Raw genomic sequence first — 18551 nt, forward strand, 5'->3', positions numbered from 1 at the left:
CACTCAGTGCCTTGCAAATCCGATAAAAAATAACGGAGTCTGAAATGAATAAGAAAATCATCTTCGCCTGTACAAGCGGCATCGCTACTTCTGCGGTTGCAACAGAAAAAGTCGTTAGCTATTGCAAAGAGCAAGGCATAAACGTTGAACCTATCCAGTCAAACATTGGCACCATCGCGTCACAGGACGGTATGGCTGACTTGATCATTGTCACCTCGGCCGTAAAAACGCAGCTTGAGACGCCGGTGCTCAATGGCCTGGCTCTTCTTACCGGATTCGGTGAAGAAGAACTCCTCGAAAAAATCGTCGCACTTCTGAAAAAATAACAGAGGACAGGCTGATGCTTCAAACTATCTATGGCGGAATTCAGTACATGCTGGCGCTTGGGCCCACCATCATGTTGCCTATCATCATTTTCATCATGGGCCTGTGCTTGGGAGCCGGTTTCAGCAAGGCGCTGCGCTCGGCACTGACTATCGGTATGGGGTTCATCGGTATCTTCCTGGTGTTTGGACTGCTCTTGGATCAATTAGGACCAGCAGCCAAAGACATGGTTAAGCATACCGGTATAAACCTGCCGGTTGTTGACCTGGGATGGACGCCACTGGCTGCAATCGCCTGGGCCTCGCAAGTAGCGCCGTTCGTGGTGCCGTTGACTATCGGTATCAACGTACTGATGCTGACACTTAAGTGGACTCGTACCGTTAATATTGATGTGTGGAATTTCTGGCACTTCTCAATGGTTGGCGCAATGGTTTACAACGTGACCGGCAGTTTCATGTTTGGACTGTTGATTGCAGGCGTGACGTCAATAATCACCTTGCTGTTGGCTGACTGGTGTGCGCCTATGATTCAGAAATACTTCAACTTACCGGGTATTTCTTTGCCAACGCTGTCATCGGCTATCTTCTTCCCGTTCGGTCTGCTGGGTAACCTTGTTCTCGATAAGATCCCGGGCATCAACAAGCTGAATGCAGATGCCGATACGATTCAGAAGCGCTTTGGTATCTTTGGCGAGCCAATGATGCTGGGGGTCATTCTTGGAGCAGGCATTGGGTTGCTGGCACGTTATGACTTCAAAGGCGTATTAACACTGGCGATGAGCTTAGGTGCAGTAATGCTGATTATGCCACGCATGGTTAAATTGCTGATGGAGGGTCTGCTGCCACTGTCCGACGCTGTTAAAAAGTTCCTGCGTAAGAAGTATCCGGATCGTGATGACCTTTACATTGGTCTGGATATCGCAGTCGCTGTCGGCCATCCATCAGTGCTCTCCACTGCGCTGCTCCTGATACCAGTTGGTGTGCTTTTGGCGGTCATCCTGCCTGGCAACCGTCTGCTGCCGCTGGGCGACCTTGCGAATATATGGGTTCCTATTTCAATGGTGGTGCTGGCATGCCGCGGTAACATCGCTCGTGCTTTCATCTTGGGTATCCCACTTCTGGCGGTGAATCTGTATGTGGCATCTGCAGCGGCACCTATCCTGACCTCTGTCGCGAAGAGCATTCACTTCCCAATTAACACGGACAGTGAGATCTCGAGCCTGCTTGATGGTGGCAACCCATTCCGCTTCTGGATGGTTAAAATCTTTGAAGGCAACCCAATTGCACTGGGTCTGATCCCAGTCATCTTCATCACTTGCATGCTGCTGTACCGCATGACAACCAGACAGCTTAAGCGTGAAGAAATCGAAGAAAACGCGGCTGCTGAGCAACAGGCTGCTTTGTCCAAATAAGTCATAAAGCAATACTAAAAAAAGGGAAAGGCTAAGTGGTATTTCCCTTCTTTATTAATGATTGATGATATTCCCTTCCAGAGGGGAGAGATATGTACGCGATTGGCATAGACGTTGGAACAACAAACTGCAAAGTCTGTTTATATCGGATTGCAGACCTTGAATTAATTAAAAAACACAGTTTTATTACGCCAAAAAAAGTTACTGACCTAGGTAGCGACTTCGAAATTGAAGCGTTATGGCAGGGGATCTCAGCTGGATTAAATACCGTCGCGAAAACGGTTAAAGATCCAGAAAATATCGTCAGCCTTTCAGTAGCCAGTGTAGGTGAGGCAGGCGTTCTGCTTGATGCAGAAGATAATGTAATTGGACCAGTCATGACATGGTACGACACCCGTACGCAGTCACAACTGGAGCGCGTTGTTACCCGTATTAGTGAAAGCCGTCTTTATGAAATTACAGGCATTCCGGCGCACAGTAATTACAGCCTTAATAAAATTCTGTGGTTGATGGAACATCACGCCAGTCAGAAACCAGTAAGCTGGTTATGCATGGCGGAATATATTGCATTCCGTCTGAGTGGCGTCAAACGCGCAGAATATTCGCTTGCCTCCCGTACACTGGCTTTTGATATTACCAGCAATGAATGGTCTGATGAGATTTGTTCCGCGATGGACATCCCACTGACGCTGTTCAGTCCGCTTGTCACAGCAGGTGAGCCAACTGGAATTCTGTTGCCGGAATTGAGCCAGGCCAGCGGAATCTCACCCCTTGCTAAAATATCGATCTCCGGTCATGACCATATGGTTGGTTCCGTCGCGGTTGGACTGACTGAAGAAGGACAAATCCTCAACTCTACGGGCACAACCGAAGGGCTGCTGGTCGTACGGAAAAATCCTGCGGCGACCGACCGCTATTATCAGTCTCGCGTTTCAAATGGCCACCATGTTCTACGTGATGCTTATACCCTTTATGCGTCACTACCATCAGCAGGCTATGCCATTGAATGGTTCACTAATTTATTTAATTTGAAGCCAGCTGACTTTAACTGCATGACAACCTGGTTAATGAATAAGGGAGCAGCGGAAACGCCAACGGACAGCTTCCTGATCCCTCACTTGCGTGGCAGCGGGCCACCAAGAAGAACCATTCATGCCAAAGGGCTGGTTTATGGCGTGGAAGATCAGACCGATCCTGAGGAGTTCCTCAAAGCGGTTTTCCACGGACTCTGCTATGAGCTAAGACACCTGCTTGAAACCTACGAAACACTTACCGGCAACCATTGGGAATCGGTCATGGTGATTGGAGCTGCCTGTCAGAACCCTTACTGGCTTCAGCTGAAAGCAACCATCCTCAACCGGGAAGTCGTGGCGTGCAAAATTCCAGAAGCTGTCAGTCGCGGTGCAGCGATGCTGGGAGCAAGGGGAGCCGGTCATGAACCTGGCGATGCAAAACTTCCAGAAGATGCGCTGATTCGCTACCAGCCTGATGCGAAATCAGCTGAGAGCTTTGCGACGGTATATCACCAGATATACAAGCATCTCTACGAGACCAAAATCCAAATTGAAAATCAGATGAGCAGGACGTAAATCATGAAAGCCAGCGTTTACTACAGCAAAAACGATATTCGTTATGAAGAGCTTCCAGTACCTGAAATTGAGGACGGCGACATTCTGTTGAAAATGAAGAGTTGCGGCCTCTGTGGTACAGATATTCATAAAGCGCAACATCAGACTGTAACGGGTCCAGTTGTCCTTGGACATGAGGTTGCAGCTGAGGTCGTCAAAGTAGGCAAACGTGTCACCAAGTTCCATCCGGGCGATCGCGTTGTTACTGCAATTCATGTGCCCTGCTTCAGCTGTCACTACTGTGATCGCGGACACTTCACTATGTGCGAGCAGTTTAAGCCTACCAATATCGAACCCGGCGGTTTCTCAGAATACATCCGGTTGCCGGAACTTCACGTTAAGCACCTGACCCACAAAATTCCGGAAGGTGTTTCATGGGAAAAAGCGGCGATGGTAGAGCCCATCGGTTGCTGCCTTCATGGCCTGAAAAAAGCCGAGATCACTTCTGGATGCAGCGTGCTGGTTATGGGTTCCGGCACAATTGGACTGCTAAGTGCGCAGCTATCAGCAATGATGGGCGCTTCCAACGTAATCGTGTCCGATCTATCGCCCTTCAAGTTAGACCTTGCTCTTCGACTGGGGATCAATCATGCCGTTAATCCAGCAAAAGAAAATCTTGAAGCACGCATCAGCGATATCACTGAAGGGCTCGGTGTTGACGTGGTGGTCATTGCTGCTGGCGTCTCTGCACTTCTGCCGCAAGCCATTAATTTGCTGCGACGCGGAGGAAGAGTAGTCGTCTTCTCACCGTTCGATCACAACAATATGGTCAATATTGATGCTGGGCGTTTCTTCCGCGACCAGATTTCAGTGATAGGTACTTATTCGCTTTCCTCTTATGAAATGCCTGAAGCGGTAGAAATCATTCGTAATAACCGGATTAACGTTGACGACATGATCACGCACACCTATCCGCTTTCGCAATTAGGGGAAGCCATTGAGTTTGCATCTAACCCGCACAATGACGTGTTGAAGGTCGTGATGCAGATGGAAGAATAAGAGCCAATCTAGAGCCAAATTTTTACGATATTCCCTGATCTGTCGCCATGTTCCATGGACAGAATGGCGCAGATTTTGTGAAGCAGATCGTTTGTTAATACCGGGAAATAAGGTTATGTTCGGGCGATACTTGTGCATAGTCGTACATAGACGATCTTTTTAACTGAGGGAACATCGCATGAATACCGTTTTGAAAGACTCTGAAGTACCACTTTACCTTCAGGTCTCAGAGTGGATCCGTGAAAACATTTACAAGGGAGATCTGACTACCGGTGACCGCGTACCGTCAGAAAACCAGATAATGGATATGTTGGGCGTCAGCCGCGGCACGGTCAAAAAAGCCGTCACCATGCTGGTTAATGAAGGGCTTTTGGTTCAAGTTCAGGGCAAGGGAACGTTTGTTAAAAGCGAGAATATCTCGTACTCCTTAGGTGAAGGGCTTCTATCCTTCGCGGAATCACTGGAAAGTCAGCACCTGCATTTTGAAACAGAAGTCATTGAGTCTCGCCGTGACGTAGCTTCTAAACTGGTGGCATCCAAGCTGGGCATTGAGGTCGGTGCACCTATTTTATACCTGAAACGCGTGCGTAGCGTGGAGGGAGAAAAAGTCATGCTGATTGAAAACCGCATCAACCTGGCCCATTGCCCCGGAATCGAAGACATCGATTTTAACAGCAATAACCTGTTTCCAACGGTAGAACGACTTTCAGGAAAGAAAATTGCATCATCGGAAAGCCGATATGCCGCTAAAATTATTGGCGCTGAGCGCGGCCATTATTTAGAAGTTCACGAAGATGCTCCGGTATTACATTTAGAGCAAATTGTATATTTCGAGAACAACGTTCCGCTGGAATTCGGCAATGTATGGCTGAAATCCGACAAATATTATTTGGGTACAGTTCTTCAACGAAGAGAGAGGTAAATATCATGCCATTAGTAAACGGTAATATTCTGCTGAGCAGCATTCAGGAAAAACGCGTTCTGGCTGGCGCGTTCAACACCACTAACCTGGAAACCACAATTTCTATCCTTGATGCTATTGAGCGTTCAGGTCTGCCGAACTTTATTCAGATCGCACCAACGAATGCTAAATTATCCGGTTATGATTACATCTATGAAATCGTAAAAAAACGTGCGGCAACCATGGATGTTCCTGTAAGCCTCCATTTAGATCACGGTAAAGAATTGGATGACGTCAAGCAGGCGGTTCGCGCAGGTTTCACCTCCGTAATGATTGATGGAGCAGAGCTGCCGTTTGAAGAAAATATCGCTTTCACTAAAGCTGCGGTTGATTTTTGTAAGTCTTTCGGTGTGCCGGTTGAGGCAGAGCTGGGCGCAATCCTGGGTAAAGAAGATGACCACGTCAGCGAAGCTGACTGCAAAACAGATCCTAAGCAGGTACTGCGCTTTGTTCAGGAAACAGGATGCAGCATGTTGGCGGTATCGGTAGGTAACGTCCATGGTCTGGAGGATATTCCGCGTATTGATATTCCATTACTGCAGGAAATTGCGTCAATCTGCCCAGTACCGCTAGTCATTCATGGTGGCTCTGGTATCGATGAAGCCATCATCCGCAGCTTTGTTAAGTACAATGTAGTGAAAGTGAATATCGCTAGTGATCTGCGCAAAGCTTTTATTACTTCAGTGGGCAAAGCCTGGACTGAAAATAATAATGAAGCGAATCTCGCACGAGTTATGAATAGCGCTAAAGCAGCTGTAGAAGCTGACGTATTCAGCAAAATTCAAATGATGAATCGCGCTTCCTGATATTAGTTATAAATTTACCTGCAAAATCGGGAACGAAAATGATTAAAGAAAATATTCGTGTTGTTAACAGCACGGGCCTTCACGCACGCCCGGCGGCCACGCTTGTCAAAGCATTAAAGAAATATGAATCATCAGTGACACTAGTTAATGGCGATAAAACAGTTATTCTGAAAGGCATGATGAGTGTATTGGGTGCTGGAGTTAAGGGTAATTCTGATATTGAAATTATTGTTGACGGCGCTGATGAACTTGATGCCATGAGTGAAATTAAAGGTTTATTTGCCAGTGGTTTTGGCGAGAAAGAATAAACTTTAACACCTAGTTAAGTTAATTAATTGAGGCAATGCTTCAGGACCTCCTGCGTCCGGAAAATGGGGAATCACAATGTCACAAAAGCCATTTCGCAGAATACTGCTGGCCAACGATGATGGTGTGGATGCACCGGGCATCCGTATTCTTGAGAAAGTAGCGGAGCACTTTGCTGATGAAGTCTGGGTAGTTGCTCCTGCAACGGATAAAAGCGGCGTATCGAATTCGGTAAGCCTACGCGAACCGGTAAGAGTAGAAGCCCGTGGCGCTCGTAAATTTGCGGTGCATGGAACACCAGCAGATTGCGTGGCAATTGCGGTCAGATACCTGATGAAACATTCTCCTCCGGATGTTTTGCTTTCGGGCATTAACAGTGGCTCAAACATTGGATTTGAAACTGTGCTGTCGGGAACTGTGGGTGCGGCCATTACTGGCGCCCTGCTGGGCATCCCCTCTGTTGCACTCAGCCAGGATAAAAGGCCGGAAGATCAGCCCGACTGGACGACCTCAGAGGAACAGTGTCGGCCTGTGCTGCAGAAGTTGTTCGAGGCGGGTCTGCCAGCTGAGTGCTGCCTCAATGTTAATTTCCCGAACATACCGGATGGACAAGTTAATGGCGTCAAAGTATCCCGGCAGGGTATCGGTAAGGTAAAGGGGATCACCGTCACGCCGACTGCTGATCCGCACGGGGAAGATTACTTCTGGCTGCGGGTTGAGCATGGGGTGACCGATCTGCCGGAATACAGTGAAGTGTCGGCAGTGGCTGAGGGCTTTATATCGGTTACACCTCTAACATGGGAGCGAACATCCCAACAGGTATGGTCTGAACTGTCTACTCAGCTGAATTTGTCTGGTAAAGGTTAAATAATTAGCCCGCCTTCAAAAGCGGGCCTATTTCACCATCATCCATTAGCTGACGCTTTTTCATCGGGAAACAGTCATGAAAGCACTGAACTTGTATGGTAAGCAGGACGTTAGGCTTGAAGACGCGCCTATGCTGAAAATCGAACGTGATGATGACGTTATCATACGTGTGAAAACAGCGGGAATATGTGGGTCTGACATCTCACGCTTCGGTAAAATTGGTTCTTACAATCCCGGCCTGACATGGGGGCATGAATTCTCAGGTGTGGTGGCGCAGGTTGGCAAGGCTGTCACCAACGTTGTAGCCGGTGACAGGGTGGTGGCCTGCCCCTGCTTCCCTTGTTTCAACTGCGAGCACTGCGGTAAAGCTCAGTATTCGAAGTGTAGCGATCTGCGCGTACTTGGGGGGCATCGTAAAGGGGCCTTTGCTGAATACGTCAGCGTGCCCGCTGCTAATGTCGTGCCAATTCCGGACAGTCTGAGCTTTGATGATGCAAGTTTTGTCGAACCTTCCGCGGTAGTTGTGCATGGACTGGACCAAATTACAATCAGGCCGGGTTGTTCCGTAGCAGTGGTGGGATGCGGAACAATAGGGCAACTGGCCGTTCAGTGGGCGCGCATTTATGGTGCGGGAAAGGTTTACGCACTGGATACGGAAGTTCAGAAACTTAATGTGGCTCGCTCAGCGGGCGCTGATGCCGTGTTTGATGTGACCGAGGCTGACTTTGCGGTTCAGTTCGGAGCGGAAACGCTTGGCAATGGCGTCGATCTGGTCATTGAATCATCGGGCAATGCTGCTGGTATTGTGAGCTCAATGAGCCTCGCCAGAAAAGGGGGAACCGTGTTGCTGCTGGGGATTCCATATGGTGATGTGGCATTTGATCGAACCAATTTTGAAAAAATTATTCGTAATGAATTAACGGTGCGCGGCTCGTGGAATTCTTTGTCAGCACCATTCCCAGGAAGAGAATGGGAAACCTCTCTGGAATATATGAACAAAGGTCTACTTAAGCCTTCGCTTCTGATCACACATCGGATAAACATTGAAGATGCACTCGATATATTTCCAAAATTATATGAGAGAGAGTTCCACTTTATAAAAGTGTTGATTGATATCAAAGGTTGAGTTGTGTGTAATAAATGGATGAGGTCAGGGTAACTGGCTGAGCGCTTTCTCAAAATGCTGAGTGAAGGAGGATGCAATTTTATTCTCCTTTTTTATTTGGCAATTCCTAATGCGGCCTTGAACATTTATTAATAACCTGGAATCCAATGTAGCATGCGGTTTTTTATATGGGTTTTATAAGAGGGGCTTATTTTGGCAAGTATGATATGTCGTGGGCTTAACTGCAGTAATGGCACTGATGTCAATTATCATACTTTCATCATGGCCCATTTGGCTCGGAGCTCTTGCCGCATGGGTGACAACAGGTTCATTTTTCCTACAGGTTGTTCATATCGTCAGGAATAAAGATTCTAGCGGACTATCTCTTGGGATGTGGGCGGCATTGTTTTTCGGAGTCTCCTGCTGGGCGTGGTACGGCTACCGTATGCATGACATACCTTTGATGTTGGCAAACAGTGTGACGGCCTTATTAGCATTATCAGTAATAACATTGAAAATCTGGCATGAACGGCCCAAGCCCAGTGATAATCGTCGTCGGCTTGTACCTATGCCTGGTGTGATTCTTAAGCCACGTATTAATAAGATGCACCCGATTAAAAGCAGTGTTTCAAACATCAGAGAAAGAAAATCCAGCGCGGCCGATACTACGAGATGACTGAAAAACTCGTATCATGCAGACACCAGTTACATCAGTAACCCCCTCTGATGTAACAGATCTGAGTTTGCCCTTCACCTGCAAGTCTCAAAAAGGTTTGAGCAATTTTGTGTTAATAATTTTCTCACTTTTCAGGATTGCTAGATGCTTTATGACGCCATGATGAAAGAGACCATTAACTGGATTTTTAACAATCTTGAAGGGAAAATGGATGTGAGAGATGTTGCAGTGAGAGTGGGTTATTCCAGAGGACATATTCAGCGTGTTTTTAAATTGCACTCTGGAAAAACTCTTGCTTCTTTTATTCGGTATCAGAAGCTCAGGCATGCTTTAATTGAAATCATAATTTCAGAACAGCGTATATTGGATATTGCTCTAAAATTCGGCTTCGAGTCTAATGCAACTTTTACGCGTGCTTTCCGAAGAATTTTTGGGTGCTCACCCAATCTCATTAGAAAGCGAAATTACAGAGCACTACTTCTTGCTTGCATCAATTGAGTTTGAACTTCAATTCGGCTCGCAAGTGATACCATTAATTTTTTGTGAGATGTTGGATTCTCAAGAAATTCATAACCCACTGACTTTCTACTTCTTTTATTAAGCCATCATGTTTACCCATTAATATCGAGCGTTAAATCAGATTCATTTAAAATAAAAGTCTGTTGCGAGCTTTTCACTGTAATATGCCGACAGTCCCTATTCCTTATGCATTACTTCTCTGCTTTACAAATGGATTGCAGTAATAAAACCCATTTACGGCGGTGGACAATGTTGCAAAGAGCAAAGCAGGCTTTCACCCATTATGGAAAATAACGGGGACTGAAACTTAACTGGTGGAGAAATGAAATGGCAGAACTACTTTTAGGCGTAAATATTGACCACGTTGCTACAGTGCGAAACGCACGAGGAACCAATTACCCCGATCCGGTACAGGCAGCATTTGTATCTGAACAGGCAGGAGCTGATGGGATTACGTTACATTTGCGTGAAGATCGTCGTCACATAACCGATCGTGACGTGCGGATTTTGCGTGAAACAATTCAGACGCGTATGAATCTGGAGATGGCGGTCACCGAGGAAATGCTGAAAATTGCATGTGAAACAAAGCCGCATTTTGTTTGTCTTGTACCTGAAAAGCGTCAGGAAGTGACAACAGAGGGAGGTCTGGATGTAGCTGGTCAGCACGATAAAATCAGTGCTGCCGTGGCTCGATTATCTTCAGAGGGGATACAGGTTTCGCTTTTCATCGACGCTGATACTCTACAAATTAAAGCGGCAGCTGAGTGTGGTGCTCCATACATTGAGATTCATACCGGTTGCTATGCAGAAGCACTTGAAGGGCTGCCGCGTGAGGCAGAGCTATCCCGCATTCGCGCTGCAGCCAGCTTTGCCGACGGTTTGGGCCTGAAGGTCAATGCTGGACACGGTTTGACATATCATAATGTGCAGCCGATTGCGGCGATAACGGAAATGCACGAGCTGAATATTGGACACGCCATTATAGGACGCGCGGTTTACAGTGGACTGACCGAAGCTGTTCAGGAAATGAAACGACTTATGAAGGAGTCGCGCCTTTAGCGCAACTCATTTGGGCGAAAACCCTAACGGTCACTTGTATGATGGTAGTAACAATCGTTGAAAGAATATAACTAAATCTTTTGAAATATATGGGTTGGTTGACAGATGCGGTAATGATTGTAATTATTTACGCCAACGAGAAAAGGGCATCAGTGCGACCTGATACCCTTTCTTGAAGATTTTTATGTTCAATCTTGGATGATGCATCTGTCAATGCAGTCACCGTTGCTTTGAACACCATCTTCGTTTAGACACCCGTTAGAGATCTCACTTCTAACCAGTGTGCTTCGATGTATGGTGCCCGGACTCGGAATCGAAATAAACCAATAAAACCTTTGTTATTTAACGATATTATTTTGTTCGATAATTAAAGGGGCCACCAATAGGGCCCCCATGTGGTTTGGCATCAAAAAGGGAATAGGTTCGATACTGTTTTCTCCTGTCGGGGTATTAAATACTGTTTGATGTGGGTCTGAATCGCGGACCCACATCGAGTGCTAGGCTGTGTCCCTCAATTAAAAATGGTATACTGATCACCTAATTTTCAAACAGTTATCGCTATGGCTCGCTACGATCTTCCTGATGCTGCATGGGCACTCATCCTGCCATTATTACCTCCAGAACGCTCTCAGCGCCCTGGGCATCCCTATAGTGAACACCGTAAAGTCATCAATGGCATGTTTTGGGTGCTGTGCTCTGGGGCTCCCTGGCGTGATTTACCCGAACGCTATGGGTCATGGAAAACCGTCTACAACCGTTTCAACCGGTGGGCAAAAAAAGGCATCATTAACTCTATATTCAATAAGTTACTGTCCATTCTTGATGAGCATAAGCTGCTCGACTGGTCGGCTATCTCTCTGGATGGTAGCAATATTCGTGCAATGCGTTGTGCTGCCGGTGCCCAAAAAAACATCCCGATATCGCCAGTGATCATGGCCTGGGTCGCTCACGAGGCGGTTATGGCACCAAAATCCATCTGGCAACAGACGGAAACGGGCTCCCTTTAAATATCGTGCTGAGTGCGGGTCAAGCTCATGAAAGTCAGTTTGCGCTACGGTTATTAGATGGCATCGGCGTTCTAAGAAAAAATGGTTTTATGAAGCGTCGAGGCAAGGCCGTTCTCGCTGATAAAGCCTATTCAAACAAGGCATTACGTAGTGACTTAAAGCGGAGTGGTATCAAGGTCGTTATTCCGCATAAGTCGAATGAGAAGGCCAGTACAGATGGACGAACCCGATTTGATAAAGAGATTTATCGTAGGCGCAATGTTGTAGAAAGAAGCTTTGGTTTGCTGAAAGAAAACCGCCGCATAGCGACACGTTATGAAAAGACGGCGAGGAACTACCTGTCGATGGTTCAACTGGGCTGTATTCGGCTGTTTTTACGACGAATATGTAATTGAGGGACACAGCCTAGATTGGTTTAAATAACCGCCGTTGGTTATGGGAGAGTGAGAATCACTTAGCCAAATTATCAATGGCAGAGATGGTTTCTTTCCAAAATAGCAGCGTTGGATCCAGCAGCGTAAAGTGATCTGCCAGTGGTACAACGACCAGTTTCACATCGTCTCCTGCTACGACAGCTTTGTCTCGATACAGATAACTGACGCCAATCGGGACATTGATATCCATATCTCCGTGAATCAAAACCTGTTTTATGCCTAAAGGTAGCAACTCAATAGGGGAGATTTTCTTCAGGATATCAGAGGACTCCGCCGGATCGGCCCCGATAAACTGGGTAATCGGCGTACCCCTATGTGTACTTCGATGCCCTTTATCCAACAACAGCAGGCCACTGACCCCTGCTACACTGACAACACCGGTTTAACATGTCAAAGGTATTTGATGGTTGCTTGGCACGGGAGGCAGCCTACAACGCGAATCTCTTTTAAAATGCGAAAATAGACTCATTTCCGAGCATTACCTAACTAATAACCATCGCCCATAATGGCTTCTGATTCGCTGTCACGCCGATAGAAAGTACAAAAAAATAGTTAATGCACATGACCTAAATAAATCATATATTGAAATTATCACTTTAATGTCATACGCTAAGGTGCACTAAATCAACCAATATGTATATGAAAAAGACCAATCTAAACTTAACGGATGGGAATTATGGAAAACCAATACATTAATACACTCATAGTTTCATTAGTTGATAGTGATACTAACCGAATTATGGCAAGCGAGGGTGAGGAATCTGGTAAAGGTAGCCAATATATTTGGCTTGGTGTAGATTGCATTGATTTTTTTCCACCTTTAGATAAAAGTAACGAGCAAGAGAAAGTAGCTGACTACACTACCATAAATCTTAATTATATAGACCTTCAACAAGTTCGTGAGGAAAGGGTTACTTATGAGAAGGAAAATAATAGAGATGTAAGGCTTGGGACAGGTAAGTTTAGATATACTAAGATTGCCCGCCCTGGAGATTTAGCATGCATTACAAGAGTTGGTCATAGAAACTTTGAAATTAGAATTATAGGACAAGAGAAAGCTTCTCATGCCAAACTATTTCAATATGCAGTCACCCCTATTGGCCATAAAGGAAAGCGGTTTGGATTTATTAATAGTAATATATTCCTTGGGTTAATTTAATTAAAGGGGCTCAGGGTTGAGGTATTCCCTGGAAAGAGATAGGCATAGAGTTTTATGGTCTTTTGATTATGATGAAATTCAACAAGGTCACCTCTGTGCCTGTCCATGAACCCAATTAATGAGATAAGTTGTGTAATAAAAATTAAAATAATTTATTGGATTCGTTTGGTGATACTATCGCTCTGTGACCCCATTTATGATCTTTACCAATGCGGTATTCAAAGCACATGGTTCTGGCATATCTAATATAACCGCCTCGTGAGCTACCCAGGACATGAGCATGGGTGATATCGGGATGTTTTTTTTGGGCACTGGCAGCATAACGCATTGCACTAATATTGCTACCATCCAGAGAGATAGCAGATTAGTCGAGCAACTTGTGTTCATCAAGAATGGAAAGTAACTTATTGAATATAGAGTTAATGATGCTTTTTTGCTCACTGGTGGAAACGGTTGAGTGCCCATGCAGCATCAGGGAAATCGTAGTGAGCCATAGCAATAACTGTCTGAAAATTCAGTGAGTAGGGTGTGTCCCGTAACCTCCCTACACACCCAAAAGTGCTTTAGGAATCATTTCCAAAATGTGATTTTTGGTTGAGTGTTGAGCGTTTTTAGGACATCTTTGATCGGTTTAGAGTGTTTTTTTGCACAGCTATAACAATGCTGATCTGCATAAAAACAGTTACGGGACACACCCTAGAGTATAGTGCTCCTCAGCTTCACTTTATTGCCAACATACCGACCCCATATGGCCGAATGGTTGGCATCGTATTAAGTAGCTGATATATCAAAATCGTGCAGGGCAGCGATAACTATAGTAATTGCTTAGGCGCTGATATAATGGCCGTTATAGACTGAAATTAGGGAAGGTAAAAATATGAGATATCTTGACACAGGCCGTCGCCGAAAAGAGGATACACTTGCCTATTGGCTGGAAACTGCAACACTGATACAAGTAGCGGAACTTCGACTTCAAACAGGTTTCTTTTCACTAGATGGGCTGGGGTTGCTCATACCAGTTCTTACTCATTGTAAAATAAATAACTTGCCGACAAATATCCTCCTTGGTTCAAATGATTCTGGTACCCTGAGAGGAGACGTTGAGAAATTGATCGAAATTGTGGGTGCACCACGGAGTGGGGCACAATTGGGAGTTGTTAGCTTCAGAAATGGTTATTTTCATCCGAAAACCTACCATATCCGTCGCACTGATGGATCACAGGTTGCATTTGTTGGTTCTGCGAACTTGACCGCATCAGGTCTAGCTTTGCATGTAGAGGCAGGTATTGCTCTCGATACCAAAGAAGGCGATGACCCTAAGATTCTGGATGAGATTGCCAGTGCTATCGACTGCTGGTTTGAAGAAGAACGAGATGGACTCACGGTTATTCCTAATGTTGAAATTCTTGACTTTTTAGTTGAGAATGACATTTTCGCGTTAGCTCAAACGCCACAGACCACTAATCAGCTGAAAAGTGACAAACAGGTTACCGGCATTAAAAAGCGGCTACAGCCTGTTGTTGTACTGCCAAAGGTAGCTGCTGTCACTGCCCTGAGTAGGCAAGTTGAAGTTACACCTGACATGCCAACAAACGGTTATTCTTTGGCCCAGCCAACTGATTCGCCCCCACAGAGTTTATCGTTTTCTACAATCGATGGGTTTCCTCCTTATATCTACTTCGCATTAAATGCAACAAGCGTAACGGTTGGAAGGTCTGCTCTGACTGGCATCCCGTTACCCCAAGAAGCAGCAGGACTCATTGTTCAGTTGAATCGCGATAGCGGACGTCATTTCTCTGGAGGAACGGGGACCGCGAATATCAGTATTCCTGTTGCATCTGTCCAGGCTTTACAATTCGGAGTCTATGGTAAACACAGTCGACCACGTGCACAGTTTAATCTCAGATTACGATATTTAAGTGATGATATCGTTATTGATGGTGGGACTGCTGATACGAACATCATGGGGTATGGTTTTACCCTCACCGAAAGTGGGCATGCTGATATCCGCATGCTTGTTCCTGCTGCAGTAAAAGGATTGAGTACAGCGATCCTAGCTGCTGGATTGACAGTACCAATAGACGGCGATGTGGCACTTCTGGAATGGCCAACCTTCGCTGAGCCTTGTTTTCGACTCAGCTTTCTTGACAGAAATTCAGCGATATCACAACGGACAGCGGCCTTATTTAGTGCCGCTGTCGCTCAGGACGCACTTGTTGGGAATGGTGCCTGTTGGCTATCCCAAAGGTACTCACCTGCATGGTAAGCTATAGGCATTCATGCGTGAGGTATACCTGAGTTAACTGGCTTCAGCTTTCAGTATGATTAATGCCTCCGTTGTGGTTGCATTACTTTGATGTAATCCGTAACGCTTGTATGTTTGTAGCGGTATAGTTTCCACATGCTGCCACCCACGTGATACTGCTAAGTTCGCTAAATGTTGCGGTGTATCAATGTCAAAGCGGGAGCCGCCAAGTACAGTGTGGTTTCCTCCGACAATGAGACCGAAAGGTGCCCCCTGCTTTACAAGCCGTCTGACAGAGGTAAATGCATCCGACATAGCCGAGAAGTATCGATATAGTAAACGGGGAACTACTTGTCTCCTGAAACCGTCAGTTTCAGCAAGGGCTTTTTGTAGCTGTAGGCAAAAATTGGCCTCATTATCAGGTAGTGCATCTCCATTGCTTTCTAGGATTGCCAAAAGTGATTTTTTTCCTGGTCCTCGGATTTCACGACTTCCAACAAGTTCGGCCTCCAATAGCATTACATCTGAGGGAGCTAATAATCCAAGCCATACAAGGCTTAACCTTTGTGTGTCAATATAGGGTAAAGCCGTTGCATACGGCGGACTGGTCAGAGCCAGATCGAAAGCACCAGGGATAAGGCTGGTGTTCCCTACCACTTTTTTGCAATCGATATTGATAGCTCGTTGTTTTATTTTAATAATTCCAAAAGTCTGCTGAAAATCTGATAATTTGCTGCAGAATGCTTGCAACGCTTCTCTGTAAGCTTGGGAAAAAGATTTTTCAGGGAAAGGAGATTTTCTGCGTCTTATGCGTAAGTCATGGGGCTCCTGTAATGAATAATCGCGCAACAGGTTTGATGCGATAACCAGCAAAATATCAGTACTTGAGCTTCCTGATTGTTCGATAATACATCTCAATTTTTCAATATGCTGCAAATAATCTATTGGGAACCATGACTGTAAATAAGCATTTCGTTCGTCATTGGCCAATGGTATCTGTGGATATTTTTCTGCGTTGATAAGACATGACATACCCTCTTTGAGGATGTCTTCCGCCGGGATCTGTAGAGAATGTAATTTGGCATTAGCGATAAATACAGCTAGTGGATTGATATCTGTTCCAACAGCATCAATACCTAAATGGGCACATTCAACGAGAGAAGTCCCGCTACCGCAGAAAGGGTCTAGTGCTGTTTGACCTGGTTGCGCTGTAAATATATTAAGTATTGCTTTTGCGACCTGTGGATTAAACTTGCCTTTGTACTCGTGCAACCCATGGGCGGAGTATCGGGTAGCTTGCCTGTTTATATTGCTACCATTCACTTGCTCCAAAATACGCTGTGTTGTATTGACTAAAGTTGAGTTAGGTTCAGGCGTATAACCTGCGAAATAGACCAATCGCTCAACCATCTCAGCGGTTGCAGGATTGCTTACATTAACTCCCCCGTCGTAGCTCTCGATTGAGTCCGGGTTCAGAAGGCTTTGAATCTCACGAAGTGCCAAGTCTTTTTCGTAAGGATAGTATTTGTAGTTGTGCCAGGTTAGTTGCATATCTTCATTACTTTTTTTGAAACACAAGTACGGTTTCCGTCTTTATGTTTGCGTGGGAGAGATTGAAAGATTTTCTGTTTGCCTTTATAACACGCTCAAAACGCGACACACGCTTCAGCTCAACTTCAGATGCGACCAGATCGATAATGTCACCATTATCGATAATCTTTCCGTGAATTTTCGACCGGCCCACAACAAAGCAGACAAAGCCATCTTGAACTAATACTTTATTAACTAAAGAGAATACTCCCCGCATTTGCTCAACAAACAGTTCTGCAGTATGGTGGTTCTTTTTGAAAAAGTGGGCACGAGCACCGATTTCTTTTTCCTTGACGGAAAGTGGGTCAAAACCAAGCCACCACATACGATATTTGTGATATAGCCAGTACTCATAGGCATTAGGGTACGGGGGTGAGGTGACGACCAAACCGATTGGGATATCAATATCCTCTGGTTGAACCTCTAATATATTCGCTTCTATAACACGCGCTGTCGCTAAGTCTTTCTCCCGGGCTGCTAGTGCTTTCATTATTTTTGCCGCGGATGCGCGGAACAATTTGAAAACATCGTTGTAGGAAATGTTTTTATCAATAGCTGCGTACCGGGTATCGCTATCTTGATTAGAAACGCGAACAAGTATACCTGAGAGTGACAAACGAAGTTGATCCAACCAAGGGAGATATGCTACATCTGCTATCGTTTCAGCTAGGGCACCAACAGCCAGTTGGATTTCTGACTTAAACCAGTGGTCCACGTTTGGAATATCAGGCTTTACTAGTGATTTGATATTGCTGGCACGTTCGATGACTTCTTCAACAACATGCATAAAGTCATCAGGTAACGGACTGGTTTTGACTCGGGATATTAGGCACGCAATAGGGTTAAGATCGATACCTACAGAAGGAAGTCCGGCTCTTTGGGATTCTGCCAGAGTTGTCCCTGATCCTGAAAATGGATCGAGTACGCCTGTTCCGAGAGGAATAGGTAGAATGTCAATAAGTGTCCGTGGAATATCACCAATAAATTTTGCAGGATACGGGTGAATTGTTTCGATAGCCGCTATTTCACCCCTTTTCTGGAAACTCCAGTCAATTTCTGCAAGCTTTTGCTGGATAGAGCTAAGCCCGACATCATGCTCCTGCGCCGCTACACTCGCTGATTGTTCTAAAATGGAACCCATTATTTCTCACTTTTAAGGTTGTATAATATTTCTACTGATTGATTAGAATTATTTTTATCAGTTTTGCTAGGGCCATTTAGTTGCCTGTTGTTGCCCTCCAGATATTGCTCAGCGTTCTTTAGGAACCACTCTTTAAGTGATATACCTTCGCTTGCTAATGCAGAGTAAAGCCTGCGCTTTACCTCCGGCTTAACTTCTATAACAATACGGCCACTGTTGCCTATGCTCATGTAATAGCCCACGATAATGTATGTAATGTATGTAATGTATGTAATGTATGTAATGTATGTAATGTATGTAATGTATGTAATGTA

At 45.4% G+C, this 18551-nt stretch carries 19 protein-coding genes; 15 read left to right on the forward strand and 4 right to left on the reverse strand.

Annotation, left to right across the window (positions count from 1 at the left end):
• The first annotated feature begins 44 nt into the window (after positions 1–44).
• From ACX9GT_RS04220 to ACX9GT_RS04280, 13 genes are all read left to right on the forward strand, one after another.
• On the forward strand, positions 45–326 hold the full coding sequence (locus ACX9GT_RS04220; RefSeq protein WP_473189964.1) for a PTS sugar transporter subunit IIB: 282 nt from the start codon (positions 45–47) through the stop codon (positions 324–326).
• Positions 327–340: 14 nt separating this feature from the next.
• Positions 341–1735, forward strand: a complete 1395-nt coding sequence (locus ACX9GT_RS04225) for a PTS galactitol transporter subunit IIC (RefSeq protein ID WP_473189965.1) — start codon at positions 341–343, stop codon at positions 1733–1735.
• Positions 1736–1827: 92 nt separating this feature from the next.
• The gene (locus tag ACX9GT_RS04230; protein ID WP_473189966.1) at positions 1828–3324 is read left to right on the forward strand and encodes an FGGY-family carbohydrate kinase; all 1497 of its coding nucleotides are present in this window, start codon (positions 1828–1830) and stop codon (positions 3322–3324) included.
• 3 nt (positions 3325–3327) lie between these two features.
• Entirely contained in the window at positions 3328–4362 is a 1035-nt protein-coding gene (locus ACX9GT_RS04235) for a zinc-dependent dehydrogenase (protein WP_473189967.1), read from the forward strand.
• A 178-nt stretch (positions 4363–4540) separates the two neighbouring features.
• Positions 4541–5284 (forward strand): GntR family transcriptional regulator, encoded by a 744-nt coding sequence (locus tag ACX9GT_RS04240; RefSeq protein ID WP_473189968.1) that lies wholly within the window; start codon positions 4541–4543, stop codon positions 5282–5284.
• 5 nt (positions 5285–5289) lie between these two features.
• Positions 5290–6129, forward strand: a complete 840-nt coding sequence (locus ACX9GT_RS04245) for a class II aldolase (protein ID WP_473189969.1) — start codon at positions 5290–5292, stop codon at positions 6127–6129.
• Between the two features lie 38 nt (positions 6130–6167).
• Positions 6168–6437: an HPr family phosphocarrier protein gene (locus ACX9GT_RS04250; RefSeq protein ID WP_473189970.1), complete on the forward strand. Its 270-nt coding sequence runs from the start codon at positions 6168–6170 to the stop codon at positions 6435–6437.
• 76 nt (positions 6438–6513) lie between these two features.
• A complete protein-coding gene (gene surE, locus ACX9GT_RS04255; protein ID WP_473189971.1) occupies positions 6514–7302 on the forward strand; it encodes a 5'/3'-nucleotidase SurE in 789 nt (262 codons plus the stop codon).
• A gap of 76 nt (positions 7303–7378) precedes the next feature.
• Positions 7379–8428 (forward strand): galactitol-1-phosphate 5-dehydrogenase, encoded by a 1050-nt coding sequence (locus ACX9GT_RS04260; RefSeq protein WP_473189972.1) that lies wholly within the window; start codon positions 7379–7381, stop codon positions 8426–8428.
• 370 nt (positions 8429–8798) lie between these two features.
• Positions 8799–9083 carry a SemiSWEET family sugar transporter gene (locus ACX9GT_RS04265; RefSeq protein ID WP_473191503.1) on the forward strand — a complete coding sequence of 95 codons (285 nt, stop codon included), beginning with the start codon at positions 8799–8801 and terminating at the stop codon, positions 9081–9083.
• A 144-nt stretch (positions 9084–9227) separates the two neighbouring features.
• On the forward strand, positions 9228–9581 hold the full coding sequence (locus ACX9GT_RS04270; RefSeq protein WP_473189973.1) for a helix-turn-helix domain-containing protein: 354 nt from the start codon (positions 9228–9230) through the stop codon (positions 9579–9581).
• A gap of 348 nt (positions 9582–9929) precedes the next feature.
• Positions 9930–10661: a pyridoxine 5'-phosphate synthase gene (pdxJ, locus tag ACX9GT_RS04275; RefSeq protein WP_473189974.1), complete on the forward strand. Its 732-nt coding sequence runs from the start codon at positions 9930–9932 to the stop codon at positions 10659–10661.
• 560 nt (positions 10662–11221) lie between these two features.
• Positions 11222–12063, forward strand: a protein-coding gene (locus ACX9GT_RS04280) for an IS5 family transposase (protein ID WP_473188083.1) whose coding sequence is annotated in 2 segments (ribosomal slippage) — positions 11222–11564 and positions 11564–12063 — 843 coding nt in all. Because the reading frame shifts where the segments join, the coding sequence is not laid out codon by codon here.
• A gap of 55 nt (positions 12064–12118) precedes the next feature.
• Here the strand turns inward: ACX9GT_RS04280 and ACX9GT_RS04285 are convergent.
• On the reverse strand, positions 12119–12445 hold the full coding sequence (locus ACX9GT_RS04285; protein ID WP_473189975.1) for an alpha/beta hydrolase family protein: 327 nt from the start codon (positions 12443–12445) through the stop codon (positions 12119–12121).
• A gap of 333 nt (positions 12446–12778) precedes the next feature.
• Between ACX9GT_RS04285 and ACX9GT_RS04290 the strand changes: the two genes are divergently transcribed.
• Positions 12779–13261 (forward strand): DNA binding protein, encoded by a 483-nt coding sequence (locus ACX9GT_RS04290; RefSeq protein WP_473189976.1) that lies wholly within the window; start codon positions 12779–12781, stop codon positions 13259–13261.
• Positions 13262–14138: 877 nt separating this feature from the next.
• A complete protein-coding gene (locus ACX9GT_RS04295) occupies positions 14139–15527 on the forward strand; it encodes a PLD-like domain protein (protein ID WP_473189977.1) in 1389 nt (462 codons plus the stop codon).
• Positions 15528–15560: 33 nt separating this feature from the next.
• Here the strand turns inward: ACX9GT_RS04295 and ACX9GT_RS04300 are convergent, their stop codons facing one another.
• From ACX9GT_RS04300 to ACX9GT_RS04310, 3 genes are read right to left on the reverse strand one after another with little or no spacing between them, the layout of a single operon-like run.
• The gene (locus ACX9GT_RS04300; RefSeq protein ID WP_473189978.1) at positions 15561–17057 is read right to left on the reverse strand and encodes a TRM11 family SAM-dependent methyltransferase; all 1497 of its coding nucleotides are present in this window, start codon (positions 17055–17057) and stop codon (positions 15561–15563) included.
• A 7-nt stretch (positions 17058–17064) separates the two neighbouring features.
• Complete coding sequence (locus tag ACX9GT_RS04305) at positions 17065–18237, reverse strand: DNA methyltransferase (protein WP_473189979.1); 1173 nt, start codon at positions 18235–18237, stop codon at positions 17065–17067.
• A complete protein-coding gene (locus tag ACX9GT_RS04310) occupies positions 18237–18467 on the reverse strand; it encodes a hypothetical protein (protein WP_473189980.1) in 231 nt (76 codons plus the stop codon). Before ACX9GT_RS04310 ends, ACX9GT_RS04305 begins: the two co-directional genes overlap by 1 nt.
• Positions 18468–18551: the final 84 nt, after the last annotated feature.

The organism is Serratia sp. YWN4, assembly GCF_055790845.1.

What these genes read in the sequence shown, in the direction of transcription:
- ACX9GT_RS04220 (WP_473189964.1), top strand. Translation starts at nt 45, where the DNA reads ATGAATAAGAAAATCATCTTCGCCTGTACAAGCGGCATCGCTACTTCT.
- ACX9GT_RS04225 (WP_473189965.1), top strand. Translation starts at nt 341, where the DNA reads ATGCTTCAAACTATCTATGGCGGAATTCAGTACATGCTGGCGCTTGGG.
- ACX9GT_RS04230 (WP_473189966.1), top strand. Translation starts at nt 1,828, where the DNA reads ATGTACGCGATTGGCATAGACGTTGGAACAACAAACTGCAAAGTCTGT.
- ACX9GT_RS04235 (WP_473189967.1), top strand. Translation starts at nt 3,328, where the DNA reads ATGAAAGCCAGCGTTTACTACAGCAAAAACGATATTCGTTATGAAGAG.
- ACX9GT_RS04240 (WP_473189968.1), top strand. Translation starts at nt 4,541, where the DNA reads ATGAATACCGTTTTGAAAGACTCTGAAGTACCACTTTACCTTCAGGTC.
- ACX9GT_RS04245 (WP_473189969.1), top strand. Translation starts at nt 5,290, where the DNA reads ATGCCATTAGTAAACGGTAATATTCTGCTGAGCAGCATTCAGGAAAAA.
- ACX9GT_RS04250 (WP_473189970.1), top strand. Translation starts at nt 6,168, where the DNA reads ATGATTAAAGAAAATATTCGTGTTGTTAACAGCACGGGCCTTCACGCA.
- surE (WP_473189971.1), top strand. Translation starts at nt 6,514, where the DNA reads ATGTCACAAAAGCCATTTCGCAGAATACTGCTGGCCAACGATGATGGT.
- ACX9GT_RS04260 (WP_473189972.1), top strand. Translation starts at nt 7,379, where the DNA reads ATGAAAGCACTGAACTTGTATGGTAAGCAGGACGTTAGGCTTGAAGAC.
- ACX9GT_RS04265 (WP_473191503.1), top strand. Translation starts at nt 8,799, where the DNA reads ATGTGGGCGGCATTGTTTTTCGGAGTCTCCTGCTGGGCGTGGTACGGC.
- ACX9GT_RS04270 (WP_473189973.1), top strand. Translation starts at nt 9,228, where the DNA reads ATGCTTTATGACGCCATGATGAAAGAGACCATTAACTGGATTTTTAAC.
- pdxJ (WP_473189974.1), top strand. Translation starts at nt 9,930, where the DNA reads ATGGCAGAACTACTTTTAGGCGTAAATATTGACCACGTTGCTACAGTG.
- ACX9GT_RS04290 (WP_473189976.1), top strand. Translation starts at nt 12,779, where the DNA reads ATGGAAAACCAATACATTAATACACTCATAGTTTCATTAGTTGATAGT.
- ACX9GT_RS04295 (WP_473189977.1), top strand. Translation starts at nt 14,139, where the DNA reads ATGAGATATCTTGACACAGGCCGTCGCCGAAAAGAGGATACACTTGCC.
- ACX9GT_RS04300 (WP_473189978.1), bottom strand. Translation starts at nt 17,057, where the DNA reads ATGCAACTAACCTGGCACAACTACAAATACTATCCTTACGAAAAAGAC.
- ACX9GT_RS04305 (WP_473189979.1), bottom strand. Translation starts at nt 18,237, where the DNA reads ATGGGTTCCATTTTAGAACAATCAGCGAGTGTAGCGGCGCAGGAGCAT.
- ACX9GT_RS04310 (WP_473189980.1), bottom strand. Translation starts at nt 18,467, where the DNA reads ATGAGCATAGGCAACAGTGGCCGTATTGTTATAGAAGTTAAGCCGGAG.